General features: G+C 57.9%; 25 protein-coding genes. 13 read left to right on the forward strand and 12 right to left on the reverse strand.

Features of this window, described 5'->3' with window-relative positions:
• Window positions 1-12: 12 nt before the first annotated feature.
• On the forward strand, window positions 13-708 hold the full coding sequence (locus ACR0B0_RS03115) for an SIMPL domain-containing protein (protein ID WP_170348389.1): 696 nt from the start codon (window positions 13-15) through the stop codon (window positions 706-708).
• Here ACR0B0_RS03115 and ACR0B0_RS03120 read toward each other — a convergent pair.
• The 3 genes from ACR0B0_RS03120 to ACR0B0_RS03130 all read right to left on the reverse strand — a co-directional run bounded on the left by ACR0B0_RS03120 (window position 664) and on the right by ACR0B0_RS03130 (window position 3,786).
• A complete protein-coding gene (locus ACR0B0_RS03120) occupies window positions 664-1,422 on the reverse strand; it encodes a GNAT family N-acetyltransferase (RefSeq protein ID WP_480646364.1) in 759 nt (252 codons plus the stop codon). The genes ACR0B0_RS03115 and ACR0B0_RS03120 overlap by 45 nt on opposite strands.
• 3 nt (window positions 1,423-1,425) lie before the next feature.
• Window positions 1,426-2,718, reverse strand: a complete 1,293-nt coding sequence (locus ACR0B0_RS03125; RefSeq protein ID WP_170357970.1) for an O-acetylhomoserine aminocarboxypropyltransferase/cysteine synthase family protein — start codon at window positions 2,716-2,718, stop codon at window positions 1,426-1,428.
• A gap of 72 nt (window positions 2,719-2,790) precedes the next feature.
• Window positions 2,791-3,786, reverse strand: coding sequence for a hypothetical protein (locus ACR0B0_RS03130; protein ID WP_480646366.1), 996 nt, complete (start codon window positions 3,784-3,786; stop codon window positions 2,791-2,793).
• Window positions 3,787-4,098: 312 nt separating this feature from the next.
• Here ACR0B0_RS03130 and ACR0B0_RS03135 point away from each other — a divergent pair, with 312 nt between their 5' ends.
• Genes ACR0B0_RS03135 through preA form a run of 3 tightly spaced genes read left to right on the forward strand, consistent with a single transcriptional unit; the run spans window position 4,099 to window position 7,639 of the window.
• Window positions 4,099-5,433 carry an NAD(P)-dependent oxidoreductase gene (locus ACR0B0_RS03135; protein WP_480646368.1) on the forward strand — a complete coding sequence of 445 codons (1,335 nt, stop codon included), beginning with the start codon at window positions 4,099-4,101 and terminating at the stop codon, window positions 5,431-5,433.
• A gap of 46 nt (window positions 5,434-5,479) precedes the next feature.
• The gene (locus ACR0B0_RS03140) at window positions 5,480-6,316 is read left to right on the forward strand and encodes a methyltransferase domain-containing protein (RefSeq protein WP_480646370.1); all 837 of its coding nucleotides are present in this window, start codon (window positions 5,480-5,482) and stop codon (window positions 6,314-6,316) included.
• An 18-nt stretch (window positions 6,317-6,334) separates the two neighbouring features.
• Window positions 6,335-7,639 (forward strand): NAD-dependent dihydropyrimidine dehydrogenase subunit PreA, encoded by a 1,305-nt coding sequence (gene preA / locus ACR0B0_RS03145; RefSeq protein WP_480646372.1) that lies wholly within the window; start codon window positions 6,335-6,337, stop codon window positions 7,637-7,639.
• 213 nt (window positions 7,640-7,852) lie between these two features.
• Here preA and ACR0B0_RS03150 read toward each other — a convergent pair whose 3' ends face one another.
• Both ACR0B0_RS03150 and ACR0B0_RS03155 read right to left on the reverse strand, forming a co-directional pair.
• On the reverse strand, window positions 7,853-8,149 hold the full coding sequence (locus ACR0B0_RS03150) for a putative quinol monooxygenase (RefSeq protein ID WP_480646374.1): 297 nt from the start codon (window positions 8,147-8,149) through the stop codon (window positions 7,853-7,855).
• Window positions 8,150-8,257: 108 nt separating this feature from the next.
• On the reverse strand, window positions 8,258-8,866 hold the full coding sequence (locus ACR0B0_RS03155; RefSeq protein WP_170374896.1) for a TetR family transcriptional regulator C-terminal domain-containing protein: 609 nt from the start codon (window positions 8,864-8,866) through the stop codon (window positions 8,258-8,260).
• A gap of 171 nt (window positions 8,867-9,037) precedes the next feature.
• Between ACR0B0_RS03155 and ACR0B0_RS03160 the strand changes: the two genes are divergently transcribed.
• From ACR0B0_RS03160 to ACR0B0_RS03200, 9 genes are all read left to right on the forward strand, one after another.
• Window positions 9,038-10,288: a Zn-dependent hydrolase gene (locus ACR0B0_RS03160; RefSeq protein ID WP_170409469.1), complete on the forward strand. Its 1,251-nt coding sequence runs from the start codon at window positions 9,038-9,040 to the stop codon at window positions 10,286-10,288.
• Window positions 10,289-10,379: 91 nt separating this feature from the next.
• Window positions 10,380-11,834 (forward strand): dihydropyrimidinase, encoded by a 1,455-nt coding sequence (gene hydA, locus ACR0B0_RS03165; protein WP_170409471.1) that lies wholly within the window; start codon window positions 10,380-10,382, stop codon window positions 11,832-11,834.
• Window positions 11,835-11,890: 56 nt separating this feature from the next.
• Window positions 11,891-12,685, forward strand: coding sequence for an ABC transporter ATP-binding protein (locus ACR0B0_RS03170; protein WP_480646377.1), 795 nt, complete (start codon window positions 11,891-11,893; stop codon window positions 12,683-12,685).
• Window positions 12,686-12,692: 7 nt separating this feature from the next.
• Window positions 12,693-13,610 carry an ABC transporter permease gene (locus ACR0B0_RS03175; protein WP_170376093.1) on the forward strand — a complete coding sequence of 306 codons (918 nt, stop codon included), beginning with the start codon at window positions 12,693-12,695 and terminating at the stop codon, window positions 13,608-13,610.
• Window positions 13,607-14,452, forward strand: coding sequence for an ABC transporter permease (locus ACR0B0_RS03180; protein ID WP_480646379.1), 846 nt, complete (start codon window positions 13,607-13,609; stop codon window positions 14,450-14,452). The genes ACR0B0_RS03175 and ACR0B0_RS03180 overlap by 4 nt, the downstream gene beginning before the upstream one ends.
• 56 nt (window positions 14,453-14,508) lie before the next feature.
• Window positions 14,509-15,498, forward strand: a complete 990-nt coding sequence (locus ACR0B0_RS03185; RefSeq protein WP_170374904.1) for an ABC transporter substrate-binding protein — start codon at window positions 14,509-14,511, stop codon at window positions 15,496-15,498.
• Between the two features lie 154 nt (window positions 15,499-15,652).
• On the forward strand, window positions 15,653-16,366 hold the full coding sequence (locus ACR0B0_RS03190) for an ABC transporter permease (protein WP_170374906.1): 714 nt from the start codon (window positions 15,653-15,655) through the stop codon (window positions 16,364-16,366).
• Window positions 16,359-17,093, forward strand: coding sequence for an ATP-binding cassette domain-containing protein (locus ACR0B0_RS03195; RefSeq protein ID WP_170409477.1), 735 nt, complete (start codon window positions 16,359-16,361; stop codon window positions 17,091-17,093). The genes ACR0B0_RS03190 and ACR0B0_RS03195 overlap by 8 nt, the downstream gene beginning before the upstream one ends.
• An 18-nt stretch (window positions 17,094-17,111) precedes the next feature.
• On the forward strand, window positions 17,112-17,927 hold the full coding sequence (locus ACR0B0_RS03200) for an ABC transporter substrate-binding protein (protein ID WP_170374910.1): 816 nt from the start codon (window positions 17,112-17,114) through the stop codon (window positions 17,925-17,927).
• 6 nt (window positions 17,928-17,933) lie between these two features.
• Here ACR0B0_RS03200 and ACR0B0_RS03205 read toward each other — a convergent pair whose 3' ends face one another.
• The 7 genes from ACR0B0_RS03205 to ACR0B0_RS03235 all read right to left on the reverse strand — a co-directional run bounded on the left by ACR0B0_RS03205 (window position 17,934) and on the right by ACR0B0_RS03235 (window position 25,395).
• Window positions 17,934-18,806, reverse strand: a complete 873-nt coding sequence (locus tag ACR0B0_RS03205; RefSeq protein WP_480646382.1) for a substrate-binding domain-containing protein — start codon at window positions 18,804-18,806, stop codon at window positions 17,934-17,936.
• Window positions 18,807-18,932 (reverse strand): hypothetical protein, encoded by a 126-nt coding sequence (locus tag ACR0B0_RS03210; RefSeq protein WP_480646384.1) that lies wholly within the window; start codon window positions 18,930-18,932, stop codon window positions 18,807-18,809.
• Window positions 18,929-20,206, reverse strand: a complete 1,278-nt coding sequence (locus tag ACR0B0_RS03215; RefSeq protein WP_480646386.1) for a c-type cytochrome — start codon at window positions 20,204-20,206, stop codon at window positions 18,929-18,931. The genes ACR0B0_RS03210 and ACR0B0_RS03215 overlap by 4 nt, the downstream gene beginning before the upstream one ends.
• Window positions 20,207-21,406: a formate dehydrogenase subunit gamma gene (locus tag ACR0B0_RS03220; RefSeq protein WP_170348408.1), complete on the reverse strand. Its 1,200-nt coding sequence runs from the start codon at window positions 21,404-21,406 to the stop codon at window positions 20,207-20,209.
• A gap of 27 nt (window positions 21,407-21,433) precedes the next feature.
• Entirely contained in the window at window positions 21,434-21,784 is a 351-nt protein-coding gene (locus ACR0B0_RS03225) for a putative quinol monooxygenase (RefSeq protein WP_170348409.1), read from the reverse strand.
• A 110-nt stretch (window positions 21,785-21,894) separates the two neighbouring features.
• The gene (gene fdh3B, locus ACR0B0_RS03230) at window positions 21,895-22,488 is read right to left on the reverse strand and encodes a formate dehydrogenase FDH3 subunit beta (protein WP_037307340.1); all 594 of its coding nucleotides are present in this window, start codon (window positions 22,486-22,488) and stop codon (window positions 21,895-21,897) included.
• A 12-nt stretch (window positions 22,489-22,500) separates the two neighbouring features.
• Entirely contained in the window at window positions 22,501-25,395 is a 2,895-nt protein-coding gene (locus ACR0B0_RS03235) for a formate dehydrogenase subunit alpha (protein ID WP_170348410.1), read from the reverse strand.
• Window positions 25,396-25,417: the final 22 nt, after the last annotated feature.

Raw genomic sequence — 25,417 nt, forward strand, 5'->3', positions numbered from 1 at the left:
GGAGGGAAGACCTTGAAGAAAATCGCTTTTCTGGCCGCAATGCTGGCCGTGACAGCCGCAGGTATGGCCCATGCGGAAGAACGTCGCATCTTGGTAGATGCAACCGGCACCGTTCAGGCTGCACCGGATATGGCAACCATCACATTGGGTGTCACCAACGAAGACCCGCAGGCGTCAAATGCGATGCAGGCGACATCTGATGCGGTGGCGCAGATTCTGAAACGGCTTGAGGATATGGGCGTCGAATCCCGCGACGTTCAAACCCGCGATCTGTCGTTGTCGCCGGTTTGGTCCGGGCGCAACAATCAAAGTGGTGAACGGCCCGAGATTTCCGGCTTTGTGGCATCGAACAATGTGCAGGTCCGTGTCCGTGACCTGACACAGTTGGGCACGATCATGGATGGGGTCATTCAGGACGGTGCGAATGATTTCGGTGGGCTCAGTTTTGGTGTGCAGGACCCCGCACCGCTGCAGGCGCAGGCGCGAGCCAAAGCTGTTGCCGAAGCAACTGCAAAGGCGGAACAACTGGCACAGGCGGCCGATGTAACTCTGGGTCAGGTTCAGCAGATCAGCGAGCGGGTCGGAGGAATCAACCCCGCACCGCAGATGCGTGCGATGGCCATGGCCGAAGGGGGCGGTGTGCCTGTCGCGGGGGGTGAGATTTCAGTCTCGGTCAACGTGTCGATGGAATTCGGGATGGCCGAGTGATCCTTTGCCTTGACTGCGGGCCTGCAGCGGTTGTCGCTGTTGGCCCGTCTGGTCAAAATTGTCAGGTGATAGCCAAGCCTCAAACGCGGCCTTGATCCGCGGCCATTCACTGTCGAGGATCGAATACCAGGCCGTATCCCGGTTCCGACCTTTGTAATGGGTGGCCTGCCGAAAAATGCCTTCGAATGTAAAACCCAATCGTTCAGCCGAACGGCGGGAAGCAGCATTCAGGGCATCGCATTTCCACTCATAGCGGCGATAGCCCAACTCGTCGAAGACGCGGCGCATCATCAGATACATGGTCTCGGTCGATTTTGGGCTGCGCTGCAGCAGGGGTGAAAAGTGAATGTGGCCGACCTCGATCACACCTGCCGCGGGTTCGATCCGCAAAAATGAAGCCATGCCAATTGGCGTTTCGTCTTCGTCTAAGACCGTGTGGAACATCGGATCGGCATCCATGCATGTGGCGCGGGTCCAATCCTCGAAATCCTGCTCCCTGTCGAAGGGACCGTAGGGCAGATAGGTCCAGTTGTGCCCATCCGCGTCGTTGGCAAACGCCCGGTAAAGTCCGGGCGCATGCCGGTTCACGTCCAGCGGCACGACGGAACAATACTGACCTTCCATCGGTGTATAGGGCGGCGTGGGACGCGGGAATTCGCCCGAAACCGGCAGACCGATGGGTTGACCCAGTTCGTTGGTATCGTGGCCGCTCATGACTCAGGCCGTTGCCTTGGCCAGCGCCTGATCCAGATCGGCGATCAGGTCGTCTGCGTCTTCGATGCCGATGGAGACGCGGACTACGCCGGGGCCTGCACCTGCGGCCTCTTGCTGTTCAGGCGTCAACTGACGGTGGGTGGTCGAGGCTGAGTGAATGATCAGCGACCGCGCATCGCCAAGGTTGGCGACATGGCTGAAAATCTCAAGCGCGTTCACCAGTTTGACACAGGCGTCATAACCACCCTTGACCGCAAAGGTGAACAATGCGCCGGCACCCTTTTTATAGTGTGCTTTCACCCGGTCATGATAGGGCGAGGAGGGCAGACCCGCATAGGTCACATAGTCCACGCGGTCGTCTGCTTCGAGCCAGGCAGCGATCTTTTGGGCGTTTTCCACGTGGCGTTCCATCCGAAGGGATAGGGTTTCAACCCCCATCAGCGTGTAATGCGCGGCTTGCGGGTTCATGGTCATGCCCAAATCGCGCAGGCCAATGGCGATACCGTGAAAGGTAAAAGCCAGCGGGCCAAAGGTCTCGTGGAACTTCAGTCCGTGATAGGCTTGTTCCGGTTCGCTGAGCGAAGGGAACTTGTCATTCGCCGACCAGTCGAACTTGCCCGAATCCACGATACAGCCGCCGGTGACCGTGCCATTGCCGGTCAGGTACTTGGTCGTCGAATGCACAACCAGCGTCGCGCCCTGTTCGATGGGGCGGCATAGGTACGGTGTGGCCGAGGTGTTGTCGACGATCAGGGGGATACCTGCTGCGTCAGCGATATCCGCCATGGCCTGAATGTCGGTCACATACCCACCCGGATTGGCAATTGATTCACAGAATATCGCCCGGGTGTTTTCGTCGATGGCATTTTTTACGGCGTCCAGATCATCGGTGTCGACAAACTTGGCCGACCAGCCAAAGCGTTTGATCGTCTGGCTGAACTGCGTGACCGTGCCGCCATAAAGGCGCGTCGAGGACACCACGTTGCAGCCCGGTCCCATCAGCGGGAACAGCGCCATGATCTGTGCCGCATGACCAGAAGAACAGCAGACTGCGCCCACTCCGCCTTCCAGTGTGGCGATACGTTCTTGCAATACGGCCACAGTAGGGTTGGTCAGGCGGGAATAGATGAAGCCAACCTCTTGCAAGTTGAACAGCGCCGCCGCGTGATCGGCATCGCGAAACACATAAGCTGTCGTTTGATAAATCGGAGTCTGACGCGCGCCCGTTGCCGGATCGGGCCGTGCGCCCGCGTGAATCTGAAGTGTGTCAAAACCGTAGGTAGGGCCGTCAGACATTGCTAAAATCTCCTGTTGGAATGTTTGTTGCTGAATCTCTAGGCGATTGAGCGCGTGCGCACAACAATCCTGTCAGCGCATCCACAGGCCCTTGTTCTTGATTGTATTGCGAATGACCTGTTCGCGCTGGGGCAGGTTATCACGGTCGAACAGGTCCCGGATCTTGTGGCCCTTACGCTGCAAAACCAGCTTTTTGATCGGGTCATATCCCTTGAGAACCTTCTTGACCCGGTTGGGGGCCACGACGGTTTCAAGCACCTCAATCACATGGTCGCTTTCGCGGGCATAGAGCAGGGGGAACAGACGATAGTGGCAGCTGACCGATCCATCCAGCAGGCCCGGGGGCAGGGTATCCCGCCCGCCACCGAAGGAATGGACAACCAACGGCAGCGCGGCCTGATCCAGCCATGGGTCAAGGTTCTGCCCGGCCAGTTCGGGGATATTCCCATCCCGGATCGTGCGGGCAAAGTCCAGAAAACGCGTGCCGAACTTGCGCGGGCAGGAATAATAGAAATAGCCCGCGTTGAAGTACAAATACCGCCGCCAGTAATTCTCGGGCTGGCTGGTATCCAATGAGCTTTCGAAGTCCAGTTCGAACCGGTGATAGAGGGCGCTCCAGATACCATCGAAACCAGGGCCATACAGGGTGGGTTTGGGCCACGTCCCTTCGACCGTTTGCGAGGCGCCAGGTCGGTCAAAATCAAACGGTACCGAAGCCAGATCACCGGTGATCAGCGTATCGCTGTCAAAGAACACGAAAGGCTCGCCTTCTGGCAGCGCCAGCAATGCCTCGATCTTGTTGCCGTGGGGATAGCTGTTGCCGAAGACATGGTTGTCGAATGGCAGGATTTCCGCATCCAGTTGCCGCAACGCTTTCAGAACGTCCTCGTTCCGGATGCTTGGGTCTTGCGGCCAGCGCTGGCCGGGCTGTGGTACCGCCACAAACAGCCGACCCTCGAAATTCGGTGAGCTATGGCGCAGAGAGGCGGCAAACAGCAGTGCCTCATACTGTAGCCGGTTGTTTTGCCCGATGATGACGATGTTGAACTTCGGGTGGGTGGCCTGCATCGAATGACTTTCAGGTATCTGGCCGTTGACCGGCGCTGCTCGGATTGAGTTTGACCTACATTACGCAGCTGGCTCCGTCAAAACCAGATGCCGGAAAAACCGGAATTCGTGGCTGCGGTCTGCCCTGCGCAATCGGTCTTTGGGCACAACAGGAGTATCGAATGCCAATAAAACAGGCGATTTCCTCAGTAAAACGGGCGGAATTTTCCGGTTTTTTGATTTTTTGATAATTTTCTAAATTTTACCAATTGATAAAAAATCAGATTGTGGCAAGCTAAGAACATAACGAACATATCTACAGGGAGTAGAGCGATGGCACAGGGCCAGATTGCCCCCGGCATTGTCTCCGGGCGGCTTTCCAGCGATGAGCTGACATCGAATTTCACGGACTTGCACCCGCCATTGGCCACGCATGAGGCCGCAGTGGCCGCAGATCGGTGCTATTTCTGTTATGACGCGCCATGTGTGACGGCCTGTCCGACGGATATCGATATTCCGTTGTTCATGCGTCAGATTCAGGCAGGGCAACCTGAGGCGGCGGGTGAAACCATTCTGGCGCAGAACATTCTGGGCGGCATGTGCGCCCGTGTCTGTCCGACCGAGACATTGTGCGAAGAGGCCTGCGTACGTGAAACGGCCGAAGGGGCCCCGGTCGAGATTGGCCGCCTTCAGCGGTATGCGACAGACAGCGTGATGGCTTCCGGGGATCACCCGTTTGAACGCGCCGCGTCAACTGGCAAGACTGTTGCTGTGATCGGGGCAGGGCCTGCGGGTCTGGCCTGTGCGCACCGGTTGGCGATGTTTGGGCATGACGTGGTGATCCACGAGGGCAAACCCAAGCCGGGCGGTCTGAACGAATATGGCATCGCTGCTTATAAGTCGACCAATGACTTCGCACAGGCCGAGGTGGACTGGCTGCTAAAGATCGGCGGTATCACGATCGAGACCGGCTCGGTTCTGGGTGAGGGTATCTCGCTGGACGGTCTGGTCGAAAATTACGACGCTGTCTTTTTGTCCATCGGTTTGGCCGGCGTGAACGCCCTGCGCGCACAAGGGGCTGATCTGGATGGCGTGCGCTTTGCCGTCGATTTCATCTCGGATGTGCGCCAGGCTTCTGATCTGGCGCATTTGCCGGTTGGTCGCAACGTCGTGGTGATCGGTGGCGGAATGACGGCCGTTGACGCCGCAGTGAAATCAAAACTGCTGGGGGCCGAGCATGTCACCATCGCTTATCGGCGTGGCCGCGATGCGATGGGGGCCAGCCGATATGAACAGGACCTCGCCTCATCCCACGGCGTCAAGATCATGACCAATGTGCAACCCGTTGCCGTTCATGGAAACGGAGCAGCGGCAGAGATCGAGCTGGAGTACACATCCAGCCATGACGGCCAGCTGTCGGGGACCGGAGAAATCATCCGCGTGCCCGCCGATCAGGTCCTCAAGGCGATTGGCCAGACGCTGGATGGCGCACCGGATGGATTGACGCTGGACGGCAACAAGATCGCTGTGACGGGCGCTGGGCGTACCTCGATGGATGGCGTCTGGGCCGGGGGCGATTGCGCAGCTGGTGGCGAAGACCTGACCGTAACCGCCGTGGCCGAAGGCCGCGATGCGGCGATGGACATCCACGCAACGCTTGTTTCGTGATAGGATGGGGCATTCACCCCATCCCATTCGCTGCTGAGGTATTCTCATGTCCCAGATCGAAAAAGCTGTTGCACAACACTATACCACTGGCGCCCTCACAGAGCGTATGCGTGAGGCGCTTAAGGCAAGTGGCATTGACCCAAACGCGGCCACGGTTGCAGACCTCAAGGCTGGTGATGAGTTCCACACAGGCGGGGTTCTGGCAACGGACAACCTGTTTGCCCAGCTTTCGCCGACCCATGCGACCCGTGTGCTGGATGTCGGGAGCGGCATCGGCGGGACGTCGCGCTACATCGTGGATCGCTATGACTCGACAGTGACCGGGGTCGACCTGACGCCTGAATTTGTCGAAACGGCCACTGCTTTGAGTGAACTTGTCGGGCATTCCGACAAAACAAGTTTTCTGGTGGGTAGCGCACTGGATATGCCCGTGCCCGATGCGGGTTTTGATCTTGCCGTTATGATGCACGTTGGGATGAACATCGAAGACAAGTCGGGTCTTTTTGCAGAAGTGTCGCGCGCTTTGGCCTGGGATGGTTCCTTTGCCCTGTTTGATGTGATGGGAGGGGACGTGGACGAACCGCTGGCCTTTCCTCTGCCCTGGTCAACTGTTGCCGAGACCTCTTTTGTAGATTCACCAGAGGTTTACAAGAACGCGGCGGCCTCGGCGGGTCTTGAGCTGGTAGCCGAGACAGACCGGACCGAGTTCGCGCTTGCTTTTTTCGAAGAAGTTTTCGCGCGCATCGCCGAGAGCGGCCCGCCCCCATTGGGCATCCACCTTATGATGGGCGAGACGGCGCCCGAAAAGTTTCAAAACTACGTCATGAACCTCAAGGCCGGGCGCATTCGCCCGACCGAAATGATATTCAAGAAATCCGGCTGAGCCGGGAAGGGAGAAGCCATGGCCGATCTGACAACAAACTTTCTGGGTATTTCCAGCCCCAACCCTTACTGGTTGGCCTCGGCGCCACCGACGGATAAGGAATATAACGTCCGCCGTGCTTTTGAGGCCGGATGGGGCGGAGTTGTGTGGAAAACGCTCGGGGCCGAGGGACCTCCGGTCGTAAACGTCAACGGGCCGCGCTACGGCGCGATTTATGGCGCTGATCGTCGGCTTTTGGGCCTGAACAACATCGAACTGATCACCGATCGCCCGCTTGAGGTGAACCTTGAAGAAATGGCGCGGGTCAAGGCAGATTACCCGGACCGTGCGCTGATCGCTTCGATCATGGTGCCGTGCGAAGAAGAGGCATGGAAAGCCATCTTGCCGCGTGTGGCAGAAACCGGCGCAGACGGGATCGAGTTGAACTTCGGTTGCCCGCATGGGATGAGCGAGCGCGGTATGGGCTCGGCCGTGGGGCAGGTGCCGGAATATATCGAAATGGTGACCCGCTGGTGTAAGCAGTATTACGACCGCCCGGTTATCGTAAAGTTGACGCCGAACATCACCGATATCCGCAAGCCAGCTGAGGCGGCTAGAAATGGCGGCGCGGACGCGGTGTCGTTGATCAACACGATCAACTCGATCACCAGCGTAAATCTGGACACATTCAGCCCCGAGCCGTCGATTGATGGCAAGGGCAGCCACGGCGGGTATTGTGGCCCGGCGGTAAAGCCGATTGCCCTGTCGATGGTGTCCGAAATTGCCCGTGCCCAAGCCACGCAAGGCCTGCCGATATCCGGTATCGGTGGCGTGACCACGTGGCGCGATGCGGCTGAATTCATGGCGTTGGGATGTGGGACCGTGCAGGTGTGTACCGCCGCAATGACCTATGGGTTCAAGATTATCGACGAACTGACTGCCGGACTGTCCAAGTGGATGGATGAAAAGGGCTATACAGACGTATCGCAAGTCGTAGGTCTTGCTGTGCCGAATGTGACCGACTGGCAGTATCTGAATCTGAACTACGTTGCCAAGGCCAAGATCGACCAAGATCAGTGCATCAAATGCGGTCGCTGCTATGCCGCGTGTGAAGACACCAGCCATCAGGCGATTTCAATGTCCGAAGATCGGGTTTTTGAGGTCATGGATGACGAATGCGTCGCCTGTAATCTGTGCGTGGATGTCTGCCCGGTGGACGGGTGTATCTCAATGGAGCCGATGACAGCCGGTGAGGTCGACCCGCGTACCGGAGATGAAGTGCAGCCTGGCTATGCCAACTGGACGACGCATCCCAATAATCCAATGGCGAAAGCGGCCGAGTAGATTGGTTAACTGAAACAAAGACAAGGGGCTGGTATAGGCCAGCCCTTTTCAAATGGCTCAGAAAATTTGAGCGATCCTGCAGGTCTGGTCAATGTTCGCTCTCGATAGGCTATCGGGAATCAAAAAACGACCGAAGCCCTTCTGAAACGCGCCCGCTCGTAAAGCCAAAGCTATCCATTGGGAATCGCGAACTAGATGGAAAATCGCCGTAAGCTAACTGTCGACAAGCTCATAATGTCTGATTGAGCGCGACTCGACCAGTTCAGCTTCCATAGGATCAATATGAGGGCTGGAAATATCGTCACCTACAAAAGCCTTCAAAGACTTAAGGTCTTCCCAAACCATAACAAAACTAAACTCTCTGGGTGTATCGGCACGCGGCGCCCCGGGTATGACCTGAACTATCCCTTTCGTTCCCTTCATGAGCGGGATCGCCGTCTTGTGAAAGAACTTCCCGAACTCTTCTTCTTTGCCGGGGCGTGTAACGACCTGAAATATGCGAATGATCATGCAGTCACCTTCCTTTCGGTGTTGCTGCCGCATGAAAGTCACCTCAATTGACCCAGTATATCATGGCAAGATGGAATGGTCTGCCAAGGGATCTGTGAGACTGTTTTTCTAGGGTGTCAGAAGTTTGCGATAAAGCGTATCAATAAACGGTTCAGCACCTGCGAACGGATCCTCGTTGCCCAGAATGGCACGGACCTGCACATCGAAATCGGCGTAGTGCTGCGTCAGAGCCCAGATTGAAAAGATCAGGTGATAGGGATGCAGGCGCGCAATTTTGCCCTCATCCATCCATTGCGTCAGGATCGTGGTTTTATCGTCCACCAGCGCCTTAAGATCATTCGACAAAGCCTCGTGAATGCGCGGCGCGCCCTGAACAAGCTCGTTCGCGAACAGGCGGCTTTCACGCGGCAACTCACGGCTCATCTGCAATTTGCGGCGGATGTAGGACAGGATTTCCTCCATCGGGTCTCCGTCGGCATCCAACTCGTGTAAGGGGGCCAACCATGTGTCCAACAGCCCCGAAAGCAGGGCAGTATGGATCGCCTCTTTCGACGGGAAATAATACAGTAAATTCGGCTTGCTTAGCCCAGCTTCGGCAGCAATCTGATCAACAGTTGCGCCGCGAAATCCGTGGGCGGAAAACACGTTCAGTGCGGCCTCGAGAATCGCAGCGCGGTTCTTTTTCTGTATTCGGGTCGGGGCGCGATCCTTGGGCATGTTTCCAGCGTGTCTCTTTTTTTGCCATGCGAGGGCCAATTATGCCGAAAATTCCGGCGGCACCATGCAATTTCTTGACTGATCTCGAACCCGTGATAGCGTGAGTTTGACCAGATGGTCAAATCAAGACACCAAAAGCGAGCCAACTCGCAAGCAACAGGGAAGACACCAATGGCAGCTCCGGCGCAAAACCTCAGGATCAATGGCGACAGACTTTGGGATAGCCTGATGGAGATGGCAAAGATTGGCCCCGGTGTTGCAGGGGGCAACAACCGCCAGACCCTGACGGATGAGGATGCTGAAGGGCGCGCCTTGTTCCAGAAATGGTGCACGGACGCGGGCTGTACAATGGGCCTGGATCAAATGGGCAATATGTTTGCTCGCCGAGAGGGGACTGACCCCGAGGCTCTGCCGGTTTATGTAGGTTCGCATCTGGATACGCAGCCGACCGGCGGGAAATATGACGGCGTGCTGGGCGTGCTGGGCGGGTTAGAGATCATACGGACGCTGAATGATCTGGACATCAAAACCAAACATCCCATCGTGGCGACCAACTGGACCAACGAAGAGGGCACACGTTACGCGCCGGCTATGTTGTCTTCGGGCGTTTTTGCTGGAATGCACACGCAGGATTGGGCCTATGACCGCGAGGATGCCGAGGGCAAAAAGTTTGGCGATGAATTGAATCGCATCGGCTGGCGGGGCCACGAAGAGGTCGGCGCACGCAAGATGCACGCTTTCTTTGAGCTGCATATCGAACAAGGGCCGATCCTTGAGGCCGAGGGTAAGGACATCGGCGTTGTTACTCATGGGCAGGGCCTGAGCTGGACACAGATCACCGTGACGGGCAAGGACTCCCATACTGGGTCGACCCCGATGCCAATGCGCAAGAATGCTGGCCTTGCGATGGCACGCATCCTTGAGAAAGTGGATGAAATCGCCTGGTCGCATGCGCCCCATGCGGTTGGTGCAGCAGGGCATATCGATGTCTATCCGAACTCTCGCAACGTGATCCCCGGCAAGGCTGTTTTCACGGTCGATTTCCGCTCACCCGAATTGGACGTGATCACCGACATGGTTAACCGCCTGCGTGTTGCTGCCGAAGATATCGTCGAAGAGATGGGCCTGCAGATCGAATTCGAGAAAGTTGGCGGCTTTGACCCTGTGACGTTCGACGAGGGGTGCGTAAAGGCGGTTCGCGATGCGGCCGAGAGGTTGGGGTATTCGCACACCGACATCATCTCGGGCGCAGGACATGATGCGTGCTGGATTAACCGAGTGGCACCAACCGCGATGGTAATGTGCCCGTGCGTTGATGGGCTGAGCCACAACGAGGCCGAAGAGATCAGTAAAGACTGGGCGGCCGCCGGGGCGGATGTTCTGTTTCATGCGGTCGTCGAAACCGCAGAGATTGTGGAGTAAGGGACGCTGCCCCTGTCGCCCGAAAAGCGACTCACCCGAGGTATTTTGGCCAGATGAAGCAAGCGGCGCAGACCGCGTCAGGGAGATTAAAATGAGCACTGTTATCAAAAACGGAACCGTCGTGACTGCCGATCTTTCCTATAAGGCGGATGTGCTGGTCGAAGGCGGTGTGATCACCGAGATCGGAATGGATCTTAAGGGCGACAAAGTGCTTGATGCGACGGGGTGTTACGTGATGCCCGGTGGGATTGACCCGCACACGCATCTTGAGATGCCGTTCATGGGAACCTATTCCAGCGATGATTTCGAAAGCGGGACGCGAGCGGCGCTGGCCGGGGGCACCACGATGGTGGTCGATTTCGCGCTGCCAAACCCCGGTGAGGGTCTGCTTGACGCCTTGAAGCGCTGGGATAACAAGTCGACCCGTGCAAACTGCGATTACTCCTTCCATATGGCGGTGACCTGGTGGGGTGAACAGGTGTTTGACGACATCAAAACGGTGATCGAGACGCGCGGCATCAATACGTTCAAGCACTTCATGGCCTACAAGGGCGCACTGATGGTGAATGACGATGAGTTGTTTGCCTCGTTCAAGCGATTGGCTGAGTTGGGTGGCATCGCGATGGTGCATGCTGAAAACGGCGATGTCGTGGCTGAGTTAAGCGCCAAGCTGCTGGCCGAAGGAAATACAGGCCCCGAAGCGCATGCGTATTCGCGACCGCCACAGGTTGAAGGCGAGGCAACCAACCGGGCCATTATGATTGCCGATATGGCGGGCGTGCCGCTTTACGTGGTGCATACATCCTGTGAAGAGGCGCATGAAGCCATTCGCCGGGCCAAGATGAATGGAAAACGGGTGTGGGGTGAGCCTCTGATCCAGCATCTGACGTTGGATGAAAGCGAATATTTCCACCAAGATTGGGATCACGCGGCGCGGCGCGTCATGAGCCCCCCGTTCCGGAACAAACAGCATCAGGATAGTCTGTGGAACGGGTTGCATTCCGGGACATTGAGCGTTGTGGCCACTGACCATTGCGCCTTTACCACCGACCAAAAGCGTTTTGGCGTCGGTGACTTTACCAAGATTCCGAATGGGACCGGTGGGCTGGAGGATCGGATGCCGATGCTGTGGACCCATGGTGTGAATACGGGGCGTTTGACGATGAATGAGTTTGTGGCCGTAACTTCAACAAACATCGCCAAAATATTGAATTGCTATCCTAAAAAGGGTGCGATCCTTGTGGGGGCGGATGCCGATATCGTTGTATGGGACCCTGAGAAAGCCAAAACGATCAGCGCTGATTCCCAGCAATCCTCGATCGACTACAACGTGTTCGAGGGTAAAGAAGTCAAAGGTCTGCCGCGCTTTACGCTGACCCGTGGACAGGTGGCCGTGCATGACGGTGAAATCCGCACGCAGGAAGGACATGGAGAGTTTGTAGCGCGCGAGCCCAATGGTCACGTGAACAAGGCACTGAGTACGTGGAAAGAGCTGACTGCGCCGCGCCCGGTTGAGCGGACGGGCATTCCGGCGACGGGTGTCTGATTGCGCAGGGATTGTCACCAAGGCACCCTAAAGCCAAACCTTTTCAAGGCAATGGAATGAATACTGAAAGCACTACCCAGCCCGTAATCGAGGCAAGGCAGTTGGACCTTACCTTCCAAACAAACGACGGGCCAATCCATGCGCTCAAGGATGTGAACCTGACAGTCGACAAAGGCGATTTCGTCAGCTTCATCGGCCCCTCGGGCTGTGGAAAAACCACCTTTCTGCGCTGTATCGCGGCGCTGGAAACACCGACAGGGGGAACGTTAACCGTCAACGGAATGACCCCGGATGAGGCGCGGCGGAGCCGGGCCTATGGCTATGTGTTTCAGGCGGCGGGGCTATATCCTTGGCGGACCATTGCCAAGAACATTAAACTACCCTTGGAAATCATGGGTTATTCCGCCAGCGAGCAGGAAGAGAGGGTTAAAAAAGTTCTGGAACTTGTTGATCTGGAAGGGTTTGGCGGGAAATTCCCCTGGCAGCTTTCTGGAGGCATGCAGCAACGCGCCAGCATTGCGCGGGCCCTGGCTTTTGACGCCGATATCCTTTTGATGGATGAGCCCTTTGGCGCACTGGATGAGATCGTGCGCGATCACCTGAACGAACAGCTTCTGGCACTTTGGGCGCGCACTGAAAAGACCATCGGTTTCGTGACGCACTCGATCCCCGAGGCGGTGTATCTCAGCACAAAGATCGTGGTGATGAGCCCGCGACCGGGGCGGATCACTGATGTGATCGACAGCCCTCTGCCAAAGGAACGGCCGCTGGATATCCGCGACACGCCGGAATTCATCGAAGTAGCCCATCGTGTGCGCGAGGGGCTGCGGGCGGGGCATACGGATGACTAGTGCAGGGATCAAAGCTGTCTGGGCCGTCTTGACTGTTGTGGGCGTCATTATCCTGTTCTGGTATGCCGCCAGCGTGCCGATGAACATCAAAGGTGTTCTGACTGAATTCGAACGAGCCGGGGAACAGGTCGATCCGCCCAAAGCTGTTGACCGCCGCGACATGAGCGAGTTCGAGTTGGTCATCGACAACCCCTATGCCATTGATGAGACTTGGGAACAGGACCGACCGCGTTTGCCCGCACCGCATCAGGTGGCCGAAGAGCTGTGGGACACCACGGTCGAGAAGAAAATCACCTCGAAAAGATCATTGATCTATCATTCCTGGGTGACACTCAGCGCCACTATTCTGGGTTTTGCGATTGGCACCGGGTTGGGCATTCTGCTGGCAGTGGGAATTGTACACAGCCGAGTGATGGACCTGTCGGTCATGCCCTGGGCCATTGTTAGCCAAACCATTCCAATCATCGCGCTGGCCCCGATGATCATTGTGGTGCTGTATTCGATAGGTATTCAGGGGATCATCCCCAAGGCGATCATCTCGGCCTACCTTAGCTTTTTCCCCGTCGTGGTCGGTATGGTGAAGGGGCTGCGCAGCCCCGATGCGATGCAATTGGACCTGTTGCGCACGTATAACGCCAGTCGGTCTCAGGGGTTCTGGAAGCTGCGCTTACCAGCGTCGATGCCGTATCTGTTTACTTCGCTGAAAATCGGAATCGCGGCCTCACTGGTCGGGGCTATCGTCGGAGAGCTGCCGACAGGGGCCGTGGCTGGTTTGGGTGCGCGACTGCTGGCCGGCAGCTATTACGGTCAGACCGTACAAATCTGGTCGGCGTTGTTTGCGGCGGCCATCCTGGCGGCCTGTCTGGTCGGGCTGTTGGGTCTGATCGAGCGGACGGTCCTGAAACGGATGGGGATGGCGCAATGATATCTGTTCTTGGTGCAATTGGCGTCTGGCTGTTTGGCTGGTGGTTGAACAGCCGCCTGGCCAGTGGCCCCTATGCCGATACAAAGACGGTGCGGTTTTTGGCGCCGCTGATCTTTGGACTGACCGTGATTGCAATTTGGGAACTGCTGGTGCGCGGGCTTGATGTGCCGTTGGTCATTTTGCCTGCACCGTCAGTGATCGCTGTGCGCTTTGCTTACAGCCTTCCAATCCTGTGGGCGGATTTCGTGCAAACCATCATCAAAGGCGCGCTGAGCGGTTACATTATCGGTTGCGGATCGGCCTTCCTGATGGCGATCGCCGTGGATCGCTGGGATTTCCTGCGCCTCGGATTGTTGCCGGTCGGGAACTTTGTGGCGGCCCTGCCTATTGTCGGGACGGCCCCCATTCTGGTGATGTGGTTCGGGTTCGACTGGCATTCCAAGGCGGCGGTGGTCGTGGTGATGGTGTTCTTTCCGATGCTGGTGAACACCGTAGCAGGTCTGCGCGAAGCGACCACCATGCAACGCGACCTGATGGAGACCTATGCCGCGACCTATTGGCAGAGCTTTCTGAAACTGCGCTTGCCCGCGGCGATGCCGTTTGTTTTCAATGGGCTAAAGATTTCTACCACTCTGGCGCTGATCGGCGCTATCGTGGCCGAGTTCTTTGGCTCTCCAACTCTGGGCATGGGCTTTCGGATATCGACCAGTGTCGGGCAACTGTCACTGGATATGGTCTGGGCCGAGATTGTCGTGGCTGCTTTGGCCGGGACGGCGTTTTATGGGCTGGTCGCCATGATCGAAAAGGGGGTGACATTCTGGCACCCGTCGCAACGCGGATAAATGGAAATTAACAGACCCCCAAAATGGGGCGCCAACAACAACTAGGAGATATGAAGATGAACAAGCTACTCAGCGGGGTGATCGCTGCCTTTAGCCTGACTGCCGGCGCAGCGCTGGCCGCAGATGAGGTGACTTTGCAACTCAAGTGGGTCACTCAGGCGCAGTTCGCGGGTTATTATGTGGCCAAAGACAAAGGGTTCTACGAGGAAGAGGGACTGGACGTCACCATTTTGCCTGGCGGCCCGGATATCGCACCGACTCAGGTCATTGCCGGCGGTGGTGCGGATGTGACCGTCGAATGGATGCCCGCCGCACTGGCCGCACGCGAAAAGGGTCTGCCCCTCGTGAATATCGCGCAGCCGTTCAAAAGCTCAGGCATGATGTTGACCTGCTGGAAAGATGCCGGGATTTCCTCGCCCGAGGATCTAAAGAACCGCACGCTGGGTGTTTGGTTTTTTGGTAATGAATTCCCGTTCATGAGCTGGATGAGCCAGTTGGGTATCGACACCGGTGGCAAAAGTGAAAACGGCGTCGAGGTTCTGAAACAGGGCTTCAACGTTGATCCTTTGCTGCAGCGTCAGGCCGATTGCATTAGCACCATGACCTATAATGAATATTGGCAGGTCATCGATGCTGGCGTCAGCCCGGATGAGCTGGTCACTTTTAAGTACGAAGACCAGGGCGTGGCGACGCTGGAGGACGGTTTGTATGTGCTTGAGGAAAACTTGGGTGACGCGGCCTTTGTTGAAAAAATGGAGCGTTTTGTTCGTGCTTCGATGAAAGGCTGGAAATACGCTGAAGAACACCCTGATGAGGCAGCCGACATCGTGCTTGAGAATGACGCGACCGGTGCCCAGACCGAAGAGCATCAGAAGCGCATGATGGGCGAGATTGCCAAACTGACCGCGGGTTCGAATGGCGCGTTGGATCCGGCCGATTTTGAACGTACCGTGGGTACCTTGCTGGCAGGTGGGTCTGACCCAGTGATCACCAAGCAGCCCGACGGGGCCTGGACACATCAGATCACAGATGCGGCGCTGAACTGATCCCAGTTCAATTGCCTGAACACGCGCGGCTCCAATTGGGGCCGCGTTTTCGTTTGGGGATGTCGGAATCGTGTCTGTACTTGGTGAGTAAATGGTCTAGTATCTTTATGAAATTATGCGCATTTTGTACGAAATGTTCGATATGTGGTAGAAAATGCAGGGATTTGCATCAGAATTCAACTCGGCAATGACTCTGATCCTCAATGGGGATGCAGAGTTGTGGGCGATTGTGTTGCTGTCCCTGGAAGTTTCCATCTTTGCCGTGCTGATTTCTGCGTTGATTGGCATGCCCGTTGGTGCGGCTTTGGCGGTCGCTCGGTTTCCGGGACGTCGAATTCTGATCGTGCTGATGAATGCTTTGATGGGGTTCCCACCGGTCGTTGTCGGGCTGCTGGTCTATCTGATGCTGTCGCGTTCAGGGCCGTTGGGTGTGCTTGAGTTACTGTATACACCGACCGCGATGATCATTGCGCAGGTGGTTCTAGTTACCCCCATCATCGCAGCGTTGACCCGGCAAGTGGTCGAATTGCTGGCCGAGGAGTATTCGGAACAGCTCCGCTCACTGGGGGTGTCCCGGCTGGCATCGGTTCCGGTGCTGTTGTGGGATGCGCGATTGGCGCTGGTGACCGCACTGCTAGCTGGGTTTGGTCGGGCCATTGCCGAGGTCGGTGCGGTGATCATAGTTGGCGGCAACATCAATCACGTGACGCGTGTTATGACGACGACCATTGCTTTGGAGACCTCTAAGGGCAATCTGGCGCTGGCGTTGGCACTGGGGGCGATCCTGATCGGTATCGCGGTGGCGGTGAACGCCATGGTCAGCACGCTCAGCCTGCGAGCCGAGCAGGAGGGGTTGCGCCATGCGTGATTTGACTTTGCAGTTGGCCAGTTGTTTGTCGGTTGATGGGATGCGGATCACCCGTAAAGGCAAGGCCTTGTTGGATGTGCCGCAGCTTATCCTTGATGGTCCGGGGCCAACCTTGATCCTTGGGCCGAATGGATCGGGCAAAAGCCTGCTGCTGCGCTGTCTGCATGGGCTAATTGTGCCGGATCGCGGGCAGGTCCGGCAGGATGGTGTCGAGCTGAATGCTGACCACAAGGCGCGGCAGGCGATGGTGTTTCAGCAGCCCGTGCTGTTGCGCCGGACCGTTGCTTCCAACCTGGATTTTGTGCTGAAGCGCCAGGGTATACCCCGTAGCACGCGCAAGTCCCGGATCGAGGAATTGCTGACCGAAGGCGGCCTGGATGGCAAAGCCCGCCAATCCGCCCGGTCCCTGTCAGGGGGAGAAGCACAGCGGCTGGCCATTCTACGCGCCCTCGCGCTGGACCCAGAGACGTTGTTTCTGGATGAACCCACCAGCGCGCTTGATCCCAATGCCACGCAGATGATCGAAAGGATGATCCTGCGCGCCTCAACCCGGGGTGTCCGCATCGTTATGGTGACGCATGACATCGGGCAGGCCCGGCGGTTAGCCGCCGATATCGTGATGATGCAGGGCGGTCACGTGGTTGAACATGGGGCGGCCAAACAGGTACTGGATGCCCCCAAAAGCGACGCCGCACGCCGATATCTGGCTGGCGGGCTAGTCACTTAAACAATAACGGAGATCTAAATGATCCGAACTTTTTTTCGAGCAGCTCTTTTCGCCGTTGGTTTGACCGCTGCGTCCGCCAACGCCGAGGAACCCTTTATCGTGGTGCAATCGACGACGTCCACTCAGAATTCGGGTTTGCTGGATTACATCCTGCCGGGGTTCGAGGCCGAGACGGGTATTGACGTACGTGTTGTTGCCGTGGGCACCGGTCAGGCGATCCGCAATGCCATCAACGGGGATGGGGACGTGTTGCTGGTGCATTCCAGACCAGCCGAGGAACAATTCGTTGACGACGGTTGGGGGGTCGAGCGGTTTGACGTGATGTACAACGATTTTGTTCTGGTCGGGCCAAAATCCGATCCGGCCAAGGTGCGGGGTGGCATGGATATCGTTGAGGCGCTGGTTGCGGTGTCCGAAGCCGAAGCGCCTTTTGCCTCGCGCGGAGATGACAGCGGAACGCACAAGGCCGAGATGCGCCTCTGGGATTGGGCGGGTGCCGATCCGACCGCCGCATCGGGGACGTGGTACCGCGAGACCGGCTCGGGCATGGGGGCGACTTTGAACGTGGCCAGCGGGATGGGGGCCTATGTGCTGACGGATCGCGCCACGTGGCAATCCTTTGGCAACAGGGGGGATCTAGAGGTTCTGGTCGAGGGTGACCCGCGTCTATTCAATCAGTACGGTATCATCCTTGTGAACCCGGATAAGCATCCGCAGGTCCGGGCCGCAGCGGGTCAACGATTCATTGACTGGCTGATCGGCCCCGACGGGCAGGCGGCCATTGCGTCTTACAAGCTGGATGGTGAGCAGTTGTTCTTTCCCAACGCCGAGTGATCGGGGTCAGCCGCTTGCGCCGTTGTGGTGGATCGTGCCCAACTCGGACAAGTCATAACCACCGAATTCGGCAGCACGGTTGGCGAAACTTTCAGACTGAAAAAAGCTGAGAAGTTTCAGCATCGGGTCATCGAAATAAGCGCGGCGCCAGATGGCCAGATCCAGCCGTTCGGAATGGGTGGGCGCGAAGCCCAGATTGTATAGGCTGGCCAGGGCACCCAACCCAAACCCGGCTTCGGCCTTGCTGTCATGCAGGGCAATGGCCAGTTCTTCTTCGGTCCGGGCGCAGGCGGGTAGGGCGTCCAGATCGTCGCGTGTCAGATCGTGGGCTTCTAGCTGTGCGTCGAACAGCCGTTGGCTGGCGGCGCTGTCCTGCCGCAGGATCACCCGCCGTCCTTTCAGATCGGAAAAGTCAGTGATACCGGTGACGCCCGGTGCCAATAGCAATCCGCGTTGCCGCTGCGCGACTTCAAACAAAACCACCGGGGCTTCACCCAGATTTGCGCGCAGGGATTGCGTATTGAACCCCTGATCCTCATGAATATGCAGCGCCGCAGCCTGCGCACTGCGGTTCTTCAGGCGGATCAGCCCGTCAAAGGAACCGTCGTAATACGTGGCCAGACCCGAGCCGCTTTCGCGCAAAGCCCAATCAAGCAGCGGATCATGGCTGCCAGCAATGATCGGGGGCAGGGCCGGTTCCGCCACTTGCGGACCCGACCGGGATGCGTTCAGCCAGGCGATGACCTCGGCCCGAGGAAACAGCAGCTTGCCCATGGCGCGCACGCAGGGGACCGCACCGGATGAGGCCAGATTATAGGCCTTGCGCTCGCCAATGCGCAGCAGGTCGGCCAGCTCTTTGGTGGTCAGGTATTCGGACATTCAGTCGAGACGCACAGCCGAACCGGTTCCCGCATCGGCAGCGCTGAACCCGACCTGTTGCAGCACATAAGGCGCGGCGACGGTGATGACGACCATTGCGGCCACAGCGGCAAGAAAGGCTTTCATTGGTCTCCTCCGGTCTTATTCTCCGGTGCCGTTGCGCGGCGCAAAAAGGCAATCAGGTCATCGCGATCCTGGGCCTGAGTGATCCGCTGCATCGGCATCTTCGATCCCGGTATGTAGTGGTCTGGCCCCTCGTCGAAAAGGGCATTAATCGTTTCGTCATTCCAAACGATATCAGAGTCTTGCAGCGTATCCGAGTAGAAATATCCCGCCAGCGTACCGGCCTTGCGTCCGAAGACTCCATACAAAGTTGGCCCGGCACGCCTTTGCCCGTCGGGTGTCAGGCTGTGGCAGATCGAACATTTGCGTGAAAACTGCCGTTCCCCGTTGCTCATTTCTTCGGGGTTCTTCAGGAAACTGGGCTCGGTGGCTGCCATCTGTGCGCGATCGCCGAGGGATGAAACCGGCCAGCTATACATAGCTTCGTCAATGCCGCCCGCATGGATGTTCTGACCGTCCGTAGAAAAGGCCAGCGCCCAAACCGGCCCGCGCAGAGTGGCGCGGAAATCCTGCGCGATGTGCCATTCAGCCGTATCGATCACCATGATGTAGCCCTCACCATCACCCACGGCCAAAAGGCTACGATCCGGGCTGAGTGCCAGCGCCAGTATAGGACGGCGATCCAGGGTAAAGTCGCGTTCTTCGCCGGTGGTCAGGTCCAAAATGCGGGTCACACCGTCGACTGCACCATAGGCAATCCAGTTGTCGGCGGCGTTCAGAACCAATTCATTGATCCCGAACCCGTGTTCCACCAGTCGCCGGATTTCCTGTCCACTGGCTACATCCCAAACTCGCAGTGTTCCATCTATGCCAGCCGAGTACAGCGTTGCACCATCTGGTGAAAAAGTTACGGCGTTCACACCGCTGCCCGCCGTAAGCGTTTGTGCGGCTGATCCATCTTCGGGCCAGAGTCCAATGGTGCCGTCCCAACTGGCAGTGGCGACATGCGTTTTCGAGGCCGCGACCCCCACGATCTTGCCCTTGTGCTGGCCAACAACCTCTCCGCCCGGCCAGCGGCGCAGGGTGAAATCATCGCCTGCCGAATAGATCGCGCGCCCGTTAAACGCGACCGAGTTGACCGCAGCCTCGTGCCCTTCCAGCCATTCGGGCGTACGGTTCGACCACAAGCCAACCGAGTTGTCGAAACTTGCCGTGGCGATCCGTCCGTCCGGTGCTGTGGCGATCCCCATGATCGGCCCGCCGTGACCCTTGAGCGTAAAAAACTCGGCCATGGCGGGCAGGGGGACCAGCGCCACGGCCAGGACCAGCCCACGCATCTATTCTGCGGGTGAGGCCGCTGCCTTACCGGCCTCTTTTTCTTGTACCTCTTCCAACCACAGCGAGTGATGCTCGCGTGCCCATTGCTCTTCGACTTCGCCGGTACCCATTGCGTCAAAGGCACCTTCCATGCCCACTGAACCCAAATAGATATGGGCGATAATGATGGCGATGAACACATAGGCGATCATCACGTGCCAAACCTGCGCGTATTGCATCTCCTCCTGCGGTGACATCTGAGTTGGCAAATTCAGGCCAAACATCTGTGGAATACCGGTGGAATTGGCGACCGAGAAGGTCTTGGCAAACATCGGCAGTTCGAACGGGAACAGCAGCGACAGCCCGGACAGGCTGATCGAAACGCCCAGCAGGATACAGGCCCAGAAGATGACCTTTTGTCCTGCGTTAAACTTCCTGGCAGGCGGATGGCTGCCTTTGGTGAAAAGGCCCCCACCGGCGGCCAGCCATTTCAGGTCCACCCGGTTGGGGATGTTGTGGGCGATCCAGTTCACGGTGACGATGACCAGACCCAGCATAAAGGCCCATGCGAGATTGTTGTGTAACCACTTGCAGCCTTGCGCGATGGTGGCAAACCCTTCTTTCCCGAAAAGCGGGATCAGGAAATCACGGCCATAAAGGGTCAGCAGGCCGGTCAGGCCAAGTACAAGGAAAGACCCGGCGAACAGCCAGTGCCCGAACCGCTCAAAGCTGTTAAAGCGGGTTACGGTGCGGCCGGTTTTTTCCCCGTCGATGCGGATTTTTCCGCGGATCAGGAAAAACAACACGATGATGGCCGCCATTCCGCCCAGGATATACGTTCCGTATTCGCGCAAGGGGCCTGTGCGGAAGTTCAGCCACCACATGCCACCGTCCTGGATTAGAACGCCAGCCGCAGGCCCCTTGGATGAAACTGTTGTATCGGCTGAGCCATACCGGATCGCGCGATAGACATCACTGTCTGAGGCAACGCCGCGTGTTCCCAACTGGCCCAGCAGACCTTCGGCATTGCCTTGACCGGTGTTGTCCGAGCGATAGCGATTGTCGACCTTTTCACCGCGCTGACGGGCCAGAATGTCTTCCAGTGTCGTGGCGCCGCCAGTGGTGCTGCGTTCGGAATCAGTCGGGACATCCGCACTTTCTTGAGCCAAGGCGACACTGGTGAGGAATAGGGGGATCAGCAGCATTAAGATCAGGCGCATCTGTCGAATCTCCTGTGTCGTTCGTGTCTATCGGTCAAAGCCGCTGACTTGTTTGTGAAAGACCGCTCCAACCGGCGTAAGCGCCGCGTGCAGGTCTTCTTTAGCGGGGCCGTAAACGTCCAGCTGAGTTGGCGTCAGAATTGCCAGAAAACGATCTGCGAAATTTGCCCCGAAGTTTTGCATGTGGATCATCGCATCATCAGAACTGGCGTATCGTTCAAATATGTGAACTGCCGATCCGCTGCGGTGCCATTCATAGGACTTCGCACCGCTTTCATTCAGTGTTGCATCCACCATTTCAGCCATTAGCGCATCGAATATGTCATCCTGATCTGCTTGCAGGTCAAGTTTCAGCAGCCAATAAACATCTTCGGTCATGAATTACTCCGTTCAGGTTGGTCGAGCCAACTTATGCCCGGCCAAGTGGTTTGGCCGGGCTGGGACGGTCCCGTAGTTGACACTACGGGACCGCCAATTTCAAAACGGGACTAACCGTCTTTCTGGTCGTAGGCCGTGCCCCAACCCCAGGCGCCCGAGCCAAACCCGCGCGCCACGACGCGTTCGCGGTAGATGGCCGAAACCACGTCGCCATCACCGGCGAGCAGGGCCTTGGTGGAACACATCTCGGCGCAGATGGGCAGTTTGCCCTCGGCGATCCGATTGCGACCGTATTTGGCGAACTCTGCGGTCGAGTGCGTTTCCTCGGGACCACCGGCGCAGAAGGTACATTTGTCCATCTTGCCGCGCGATCCAAAGTTTCCGGCCTGCGGATACTGCGGCGCGCCGAAGGGGCACGCATAGAAGCAATAGCCGCAACCGATGCACAGGTCCTTGGAGTGCAGGACGACGCCTTCTTCGTTCTGATAGAAGCAGTCGACCGGGCACACCGCCATGCAAGGCGCATCCGAGCAATGCATGCAGGCCACCGAGATTGAGCGTTCGCCCGGGTTGCCGTCATTGATCGTCACCACCCTGCGGCGGTTGATGCCCCATGGGACCTCGTGCTCGTTCTTGCACGCGGTGACGCAGGCGTTGCACTCGATGCAGCGTTCAGCGTCGCAGAGAAACTTTGCTCTAGCCATAAATCGTCCTCCTTACGCTGCCGAGATTTTGCAGAGAGTACATTTCGTCTCCTGCATCTGGGTCACTGAATCGTAGCCATAGGTCTGGGCGGTGTTGGAGCTTTCACCCAGAACGTAGGGATCAGCGCCAGCGGGGTATTTGTCCCGCAAGTCCTGTCCCTGGAAATGGCCGCCGAAATGGAATGGCATGAATGCCACGCCGGCACCGACCCTGTTGGTCAGCATCGCCATCACCTTGACTTTGCCGCCCTCGGGACCTTCGACCCAGACCTGAGACCCATCACGAATACCAAGGTTGTTGGCATCGCGCGGGTTGATCTCGACGAACATGTCCTGTTGCAGTTCGGCCAGCCACGGGTTCGATCGGCTTTCCTCGCCGCCACCCTCATATTCGACCAGACGACCAGACGTCAGGATTAGCGGGTAATCCTTTGAAAAGTCGTTCTTCTGGATCGAAGCGTAAAGGGTAGGCAGGCGATAGGCCTGACGGTCTTCGTAGGTCGGATAATCCTCCACCAGATCGCGCCGGTTGGTATATAGCGGTTCGCGATGCAGTGGGATCGGGTCCGGGAAGGTCCAGACGACCGCACGGGCTTTGGCGTTCCCGAAGGGCGCACAACCATGCTCGATCGCGACCCGTTGGATGCCGCCGCTAAGGTCGGTTTTCCAGTTGGTCTTCGGACCCGCAACGGCGTCGATTGCTGCGCGTTCCTCATCCGTCAGATCGCCATCCCAGCCAAGATCCATCAGCATCTGCATCGTGAATTCGGGATATCCATCCTGAATTTCCGACCCAACGCTATAGACCCCTTCGGCCAGCAGGTTGTCGCCATCGCGTTCCACCCCGAAACGGGCGCGGAAGGTCAGGCCACCCTCGGCCACCGGTTTGGACATGTCATAGAGGTTTGGAGTCCCCGTATGACCCATCTCGGCCGTGCCCCAGCAGGGCCATGGCAGACCATAGTATTCGCCGTCGTTTGGTCCGCCAACAGCCTGCAGCGTCGTTCTGTCGAACGTGTGCTGGTTGGCCATATGGCTTTTCAGACGTTCCGGCGACTGACCGGTATAGCCGATGGTCCAGAGGCCCGAGTTGAACTCACGCGTGATGCTTTCAACATTCGGGGTTTCGGCGTCTTCCATTTCGATATTGCGGAAGAACCGATCCGCCCAGCCGAACTTGTTGGCAAACTTGGCCATGATGACCTCGTCCGGCAAGCTTTCGAACAGCGGATCAACCACCTTGTCGCGCCACTGCAGCGAGCGGTTCGAGGCCGTGACCGAGCCACGGGTTTCGAACTGCGTACAGGCAGGCAACAGGTAAACGCCATCGGTGCGGTCATGCAGAACGGCCGAGACGGTGGGGTACGGGTCGATCACGACCAGCATGTCCAGCTTCTCCATCGCCGTCTTCATTTCCGGCCCACGCGTTTGCGAGTTCGGCGCGTGACCCCACAAGACCATGGCGCGGACGTTGTTGTCCTGATCCATATTTGCCGGGTCTTCCAGAACACCGTCGATCCAGCGAGAGACAGGGATGCCGCGCTCGTTCTGCAGCGGTTTGTCCTTGCCTTCCTTGTCCTTGATCGTGGCGAACTGACCAGCCAGCCATTCGGGTTCCTCACCCCAGACACGTGCCCAGTGGCCCCATGCACCTGCGGACAGGCCGTAATAGCCGGGCAGGGTATGAGACAGAACACCAAGGTCCGTCGCGCCCTGCACATTGTCGTGACCGCGGAAGATGTTGGTGCCACCACCCGAGGTGCCCATGTTGCCAAGCGCAAGCTGCAACACGCAGTAGGCGCGGGTGTTGTTGTTGCCGTTGGTGTGCTGGGTCCCCCCCATACACCAGACGACTGTGCCGGGCCGGTTGTTGGCCATGGTGCGGGCAACGCGCTTCAGCTGCGAACCGGGCGTGCCGGTGACGCGCTCGACCTCTTCCGGGTTCCACTTGGCAACCTCTTCCTGGATTTGGTCCATGCCCCAGACACGGGTGCGGATGAACTCTTTGTCCTCCCAGCCGTTGTCGAAGATGTGCCACAGGATGCCCCAGATTAGCGCAACGTCTGTGCCGGGGCGGAAGCGAACATATTCATCTGCATGGGCTGCGGTGCGCGTAAAACGCGGGTCGCAGACAATCAGCGGTGCGTTGTTCTGCTCCTTCGCGCGCAATATATGCAGCAGCGAGACAGGGTGCGCCTCAGCCGGGTTACCGCCGATGATGAAGATCGCCTTACTGTTGTGCATGTCGTTATACGAATTGGTCATGGCGCCGTAGCCCCATGTATTCGCAACACCCGCAACAGTGGTCGAGTGGCAGATACGCGCCTGATGGTCCACGTTGTTCGTGCCCCAGTAGGCGGCGAACTTGCGGAACAGATAGGCCTGTTCGTTATTGTGCTTCGCGGAACCCAGCCAATAAACACTGTCTGGCCCCGACTCTTCGCGGATGCTCATCATGCCGTCGCCGATCTCGTTGATCGCTTCTTCCCAGCTGATGCGTTTCCACTCGCCACCTTCCTTTTTCATCGGGTATTTCAGCCGGCGTTCGCCATGGGCGTGCTCGCGAACCGAGGCCCCCTTGGCGCAGTGCGCACCCAGGTTAAACGGACTGTCCCAACCGGGTTCCTGCCCGATCCAGACGCCGTCCTGCACTTCGGCGACGACTGTACAGCCGACCGAACAATGGGTGCATACGGATTTGATGTTTTCAACGGCCTGATTGGCCGCTGTCTGGGCGCTGGCTGGCGTCACGGTTCCACCCGTGGCGCTGATCGCGGCAAGGCCGCCGATCGTCAGGCCCGATCCACGCAGGAATGCGCGGCGATCGACGGTTTTCTCGCCGACCTGGGACAGGATACTTGTCCGCTGGGGGCGTCTCGCAACCCCGTTGGTCTTTTTCCTTAGCATTGTTTTCCTCCCTTGCGCGCCG

It is taken from the genome of Ruegeria sp. BA12 (assembly GCF_056539625.1).

Bases quoted from the DNA above. Each gene is read 5' to 3' on its own strand.
- ACR0B0_RS03160 (WP_170409469.1), top strand. From the start codon at position 9,038: ATGGCAGCTCCGGCGCAAAACCTCAGGATCAATGGCGACAGACTTTGG.
- ACR0B0_RS03125 (WP_170357970.1), bottom strand. From the start codon at position 2,718: ATGTCTGACGGCCCTACCTACGGTTTTGACACACTTCAGATTCACGCG.
- ACR0B0_RS03135 (WP_480646368.1), top strand. From the start codon at position 4,099: ATGGCACAGGGCCAGATTGCCCCCGGCATTGTCTCCGGGCGGCTTTCC.
- ACR0B0_RS03205 (WP_480646382.1), bottom strand. From the start codon at position 18,806: ATGTCCGAATACCTGACCACCAAAGAGCTGGCCGACCTGCTGCGCATT.
- ACR0B0_RS03130 (WP_480646366.1), bottom strand. From the start codon at position 3,786: ATGCAGGCCACCCACCCGAAGTTCAACATCGTCATCATCGGGCAAAAC.
- preA (WP_480646372.1), top strand. From the start codon at position 6,335: ATGGCCGATCTGACAACAAACTTTCTGGGTATTTCCAGCCCCAACCCT.
- ACR0B0_RS03215 (WP_480646386.1), bottom strand. From the start codon at position 20,206: ATGCGTGGGCTGGTCCTGGCCGTGGCGCTGGTCCCCCTGCCCGCCATG.
- ACR0B0_RS03120 (WP_480646364.1), bottom strand. From the start codon at position 1,422: ATGAGCGGCCACGATACCAACGAACTGGGTCAACCCATCGGTCTGCCG.
- ACR0B0_RS03180 (WP_480646379.1), top strand. From the start codon at position 13,607: ATGATATCTGTTCTTGGTGCAATTGGCGTCTGGCTGTTTGGCTGGTGG.
- ACR0B0_RS03200 (WP_170374910.1), top strand. From the start codon at position 17,112: ATGATCCGAACTTTTTTTCGAGCAGCTCTTTTCGCCGTTGGTTTGACC.
- ACR0B0_RS03150 (WP_480646374.1), bottom strand. From the start codon at position 8,149: ATGATCATTCGCATATTTCAGGTCGTTACACGCCCCGGCAAAGAAGAA.
- hydA (WP_170409471.1), top strand. From the start codon at position 10,380: ATGAGCACTGTTATCAAAAACGGAACCGTCGTGACTGCCGATCTTTCC.
- ACR0B0_RS03185 (WP_170374904.1), top strand. From the start codon at position 14,509: ATGAACAAGCTACTCAGCGGGGTGATCGCTGCCTTTAGCCTGACTGCC.
- ACR0B0_RS03170 (WP_480646377.1), top strand. From the start codon at position 11,891: ATGAATACTGAAAGCACTACCCAGCCCGTAATCGAGGCAAGGCAGTTG.
- ACR0B0_RS03225 (WP_170348409.1), bottom strand. From the start codon at position 21,784: ATGACCGAAGATGTTTATTGGCTGCTGAAACTTGACCTGCAAGCAGAT.
- ACR0B0_RS03235 (WP_170348410.1), bottom strand. From the start codon at position 25,395: ATGCTAAGGAAAAAGACCAACGGGGTTGCGAGACGCCCCCAGCGGACA.
- ACR0B0_RS03140 (WP_480646370.1), top strand. From the start codon at position 5,480: ATGTCCCAGATCGAAAAAGCTGTTGCACAACACTATACCACTGGCGCC.
- ACR0B0_RS03210 (WP_480646384.1), bottom strand. From the start codon at position 18,932: ATGAAAGCCTTTCTTGCCGCTGTGGCCGCAATGGTCGTCATCACCGTC.
- ACR0B0_RS03220 (WP_170348408.1), bottom strand. From the start codon at position 21,406: ATGCGCCTGATCTTAATGCTGCTGATCCCCCTATTCCTCACCAGTGTC.
- ACR0B0_RS03190 (WP_170374906.1), top strand. From the start codon at position 15,653: ATGCAGGGATTTGCATCAGAATTCAACTCGGCAATGACTCTGATCCTC.
- ACR0B0_RS03195 (WP_170409477.1), top strand. From the start codon at position 16,359: ATGCGTGATTTGACTTTGCAGTTGGCCAGTTGTTTGTCGGTTGATGGG.
- fdh3B (WP_037307340.1), bottom strand. From the start codon at position 22,488: ATGGCTAGAGCAAAGTTTCTCTGCGACGCTGAACGCTGCATCGAGTGC.
- ACR0B0_RS03155 (WP_170374896.1), bottom strand. From the start codon at position 8,866: ATGCCCAAGGATCGCGCCCCGACCCGAATACAGAAAAAGAACCGCGCT.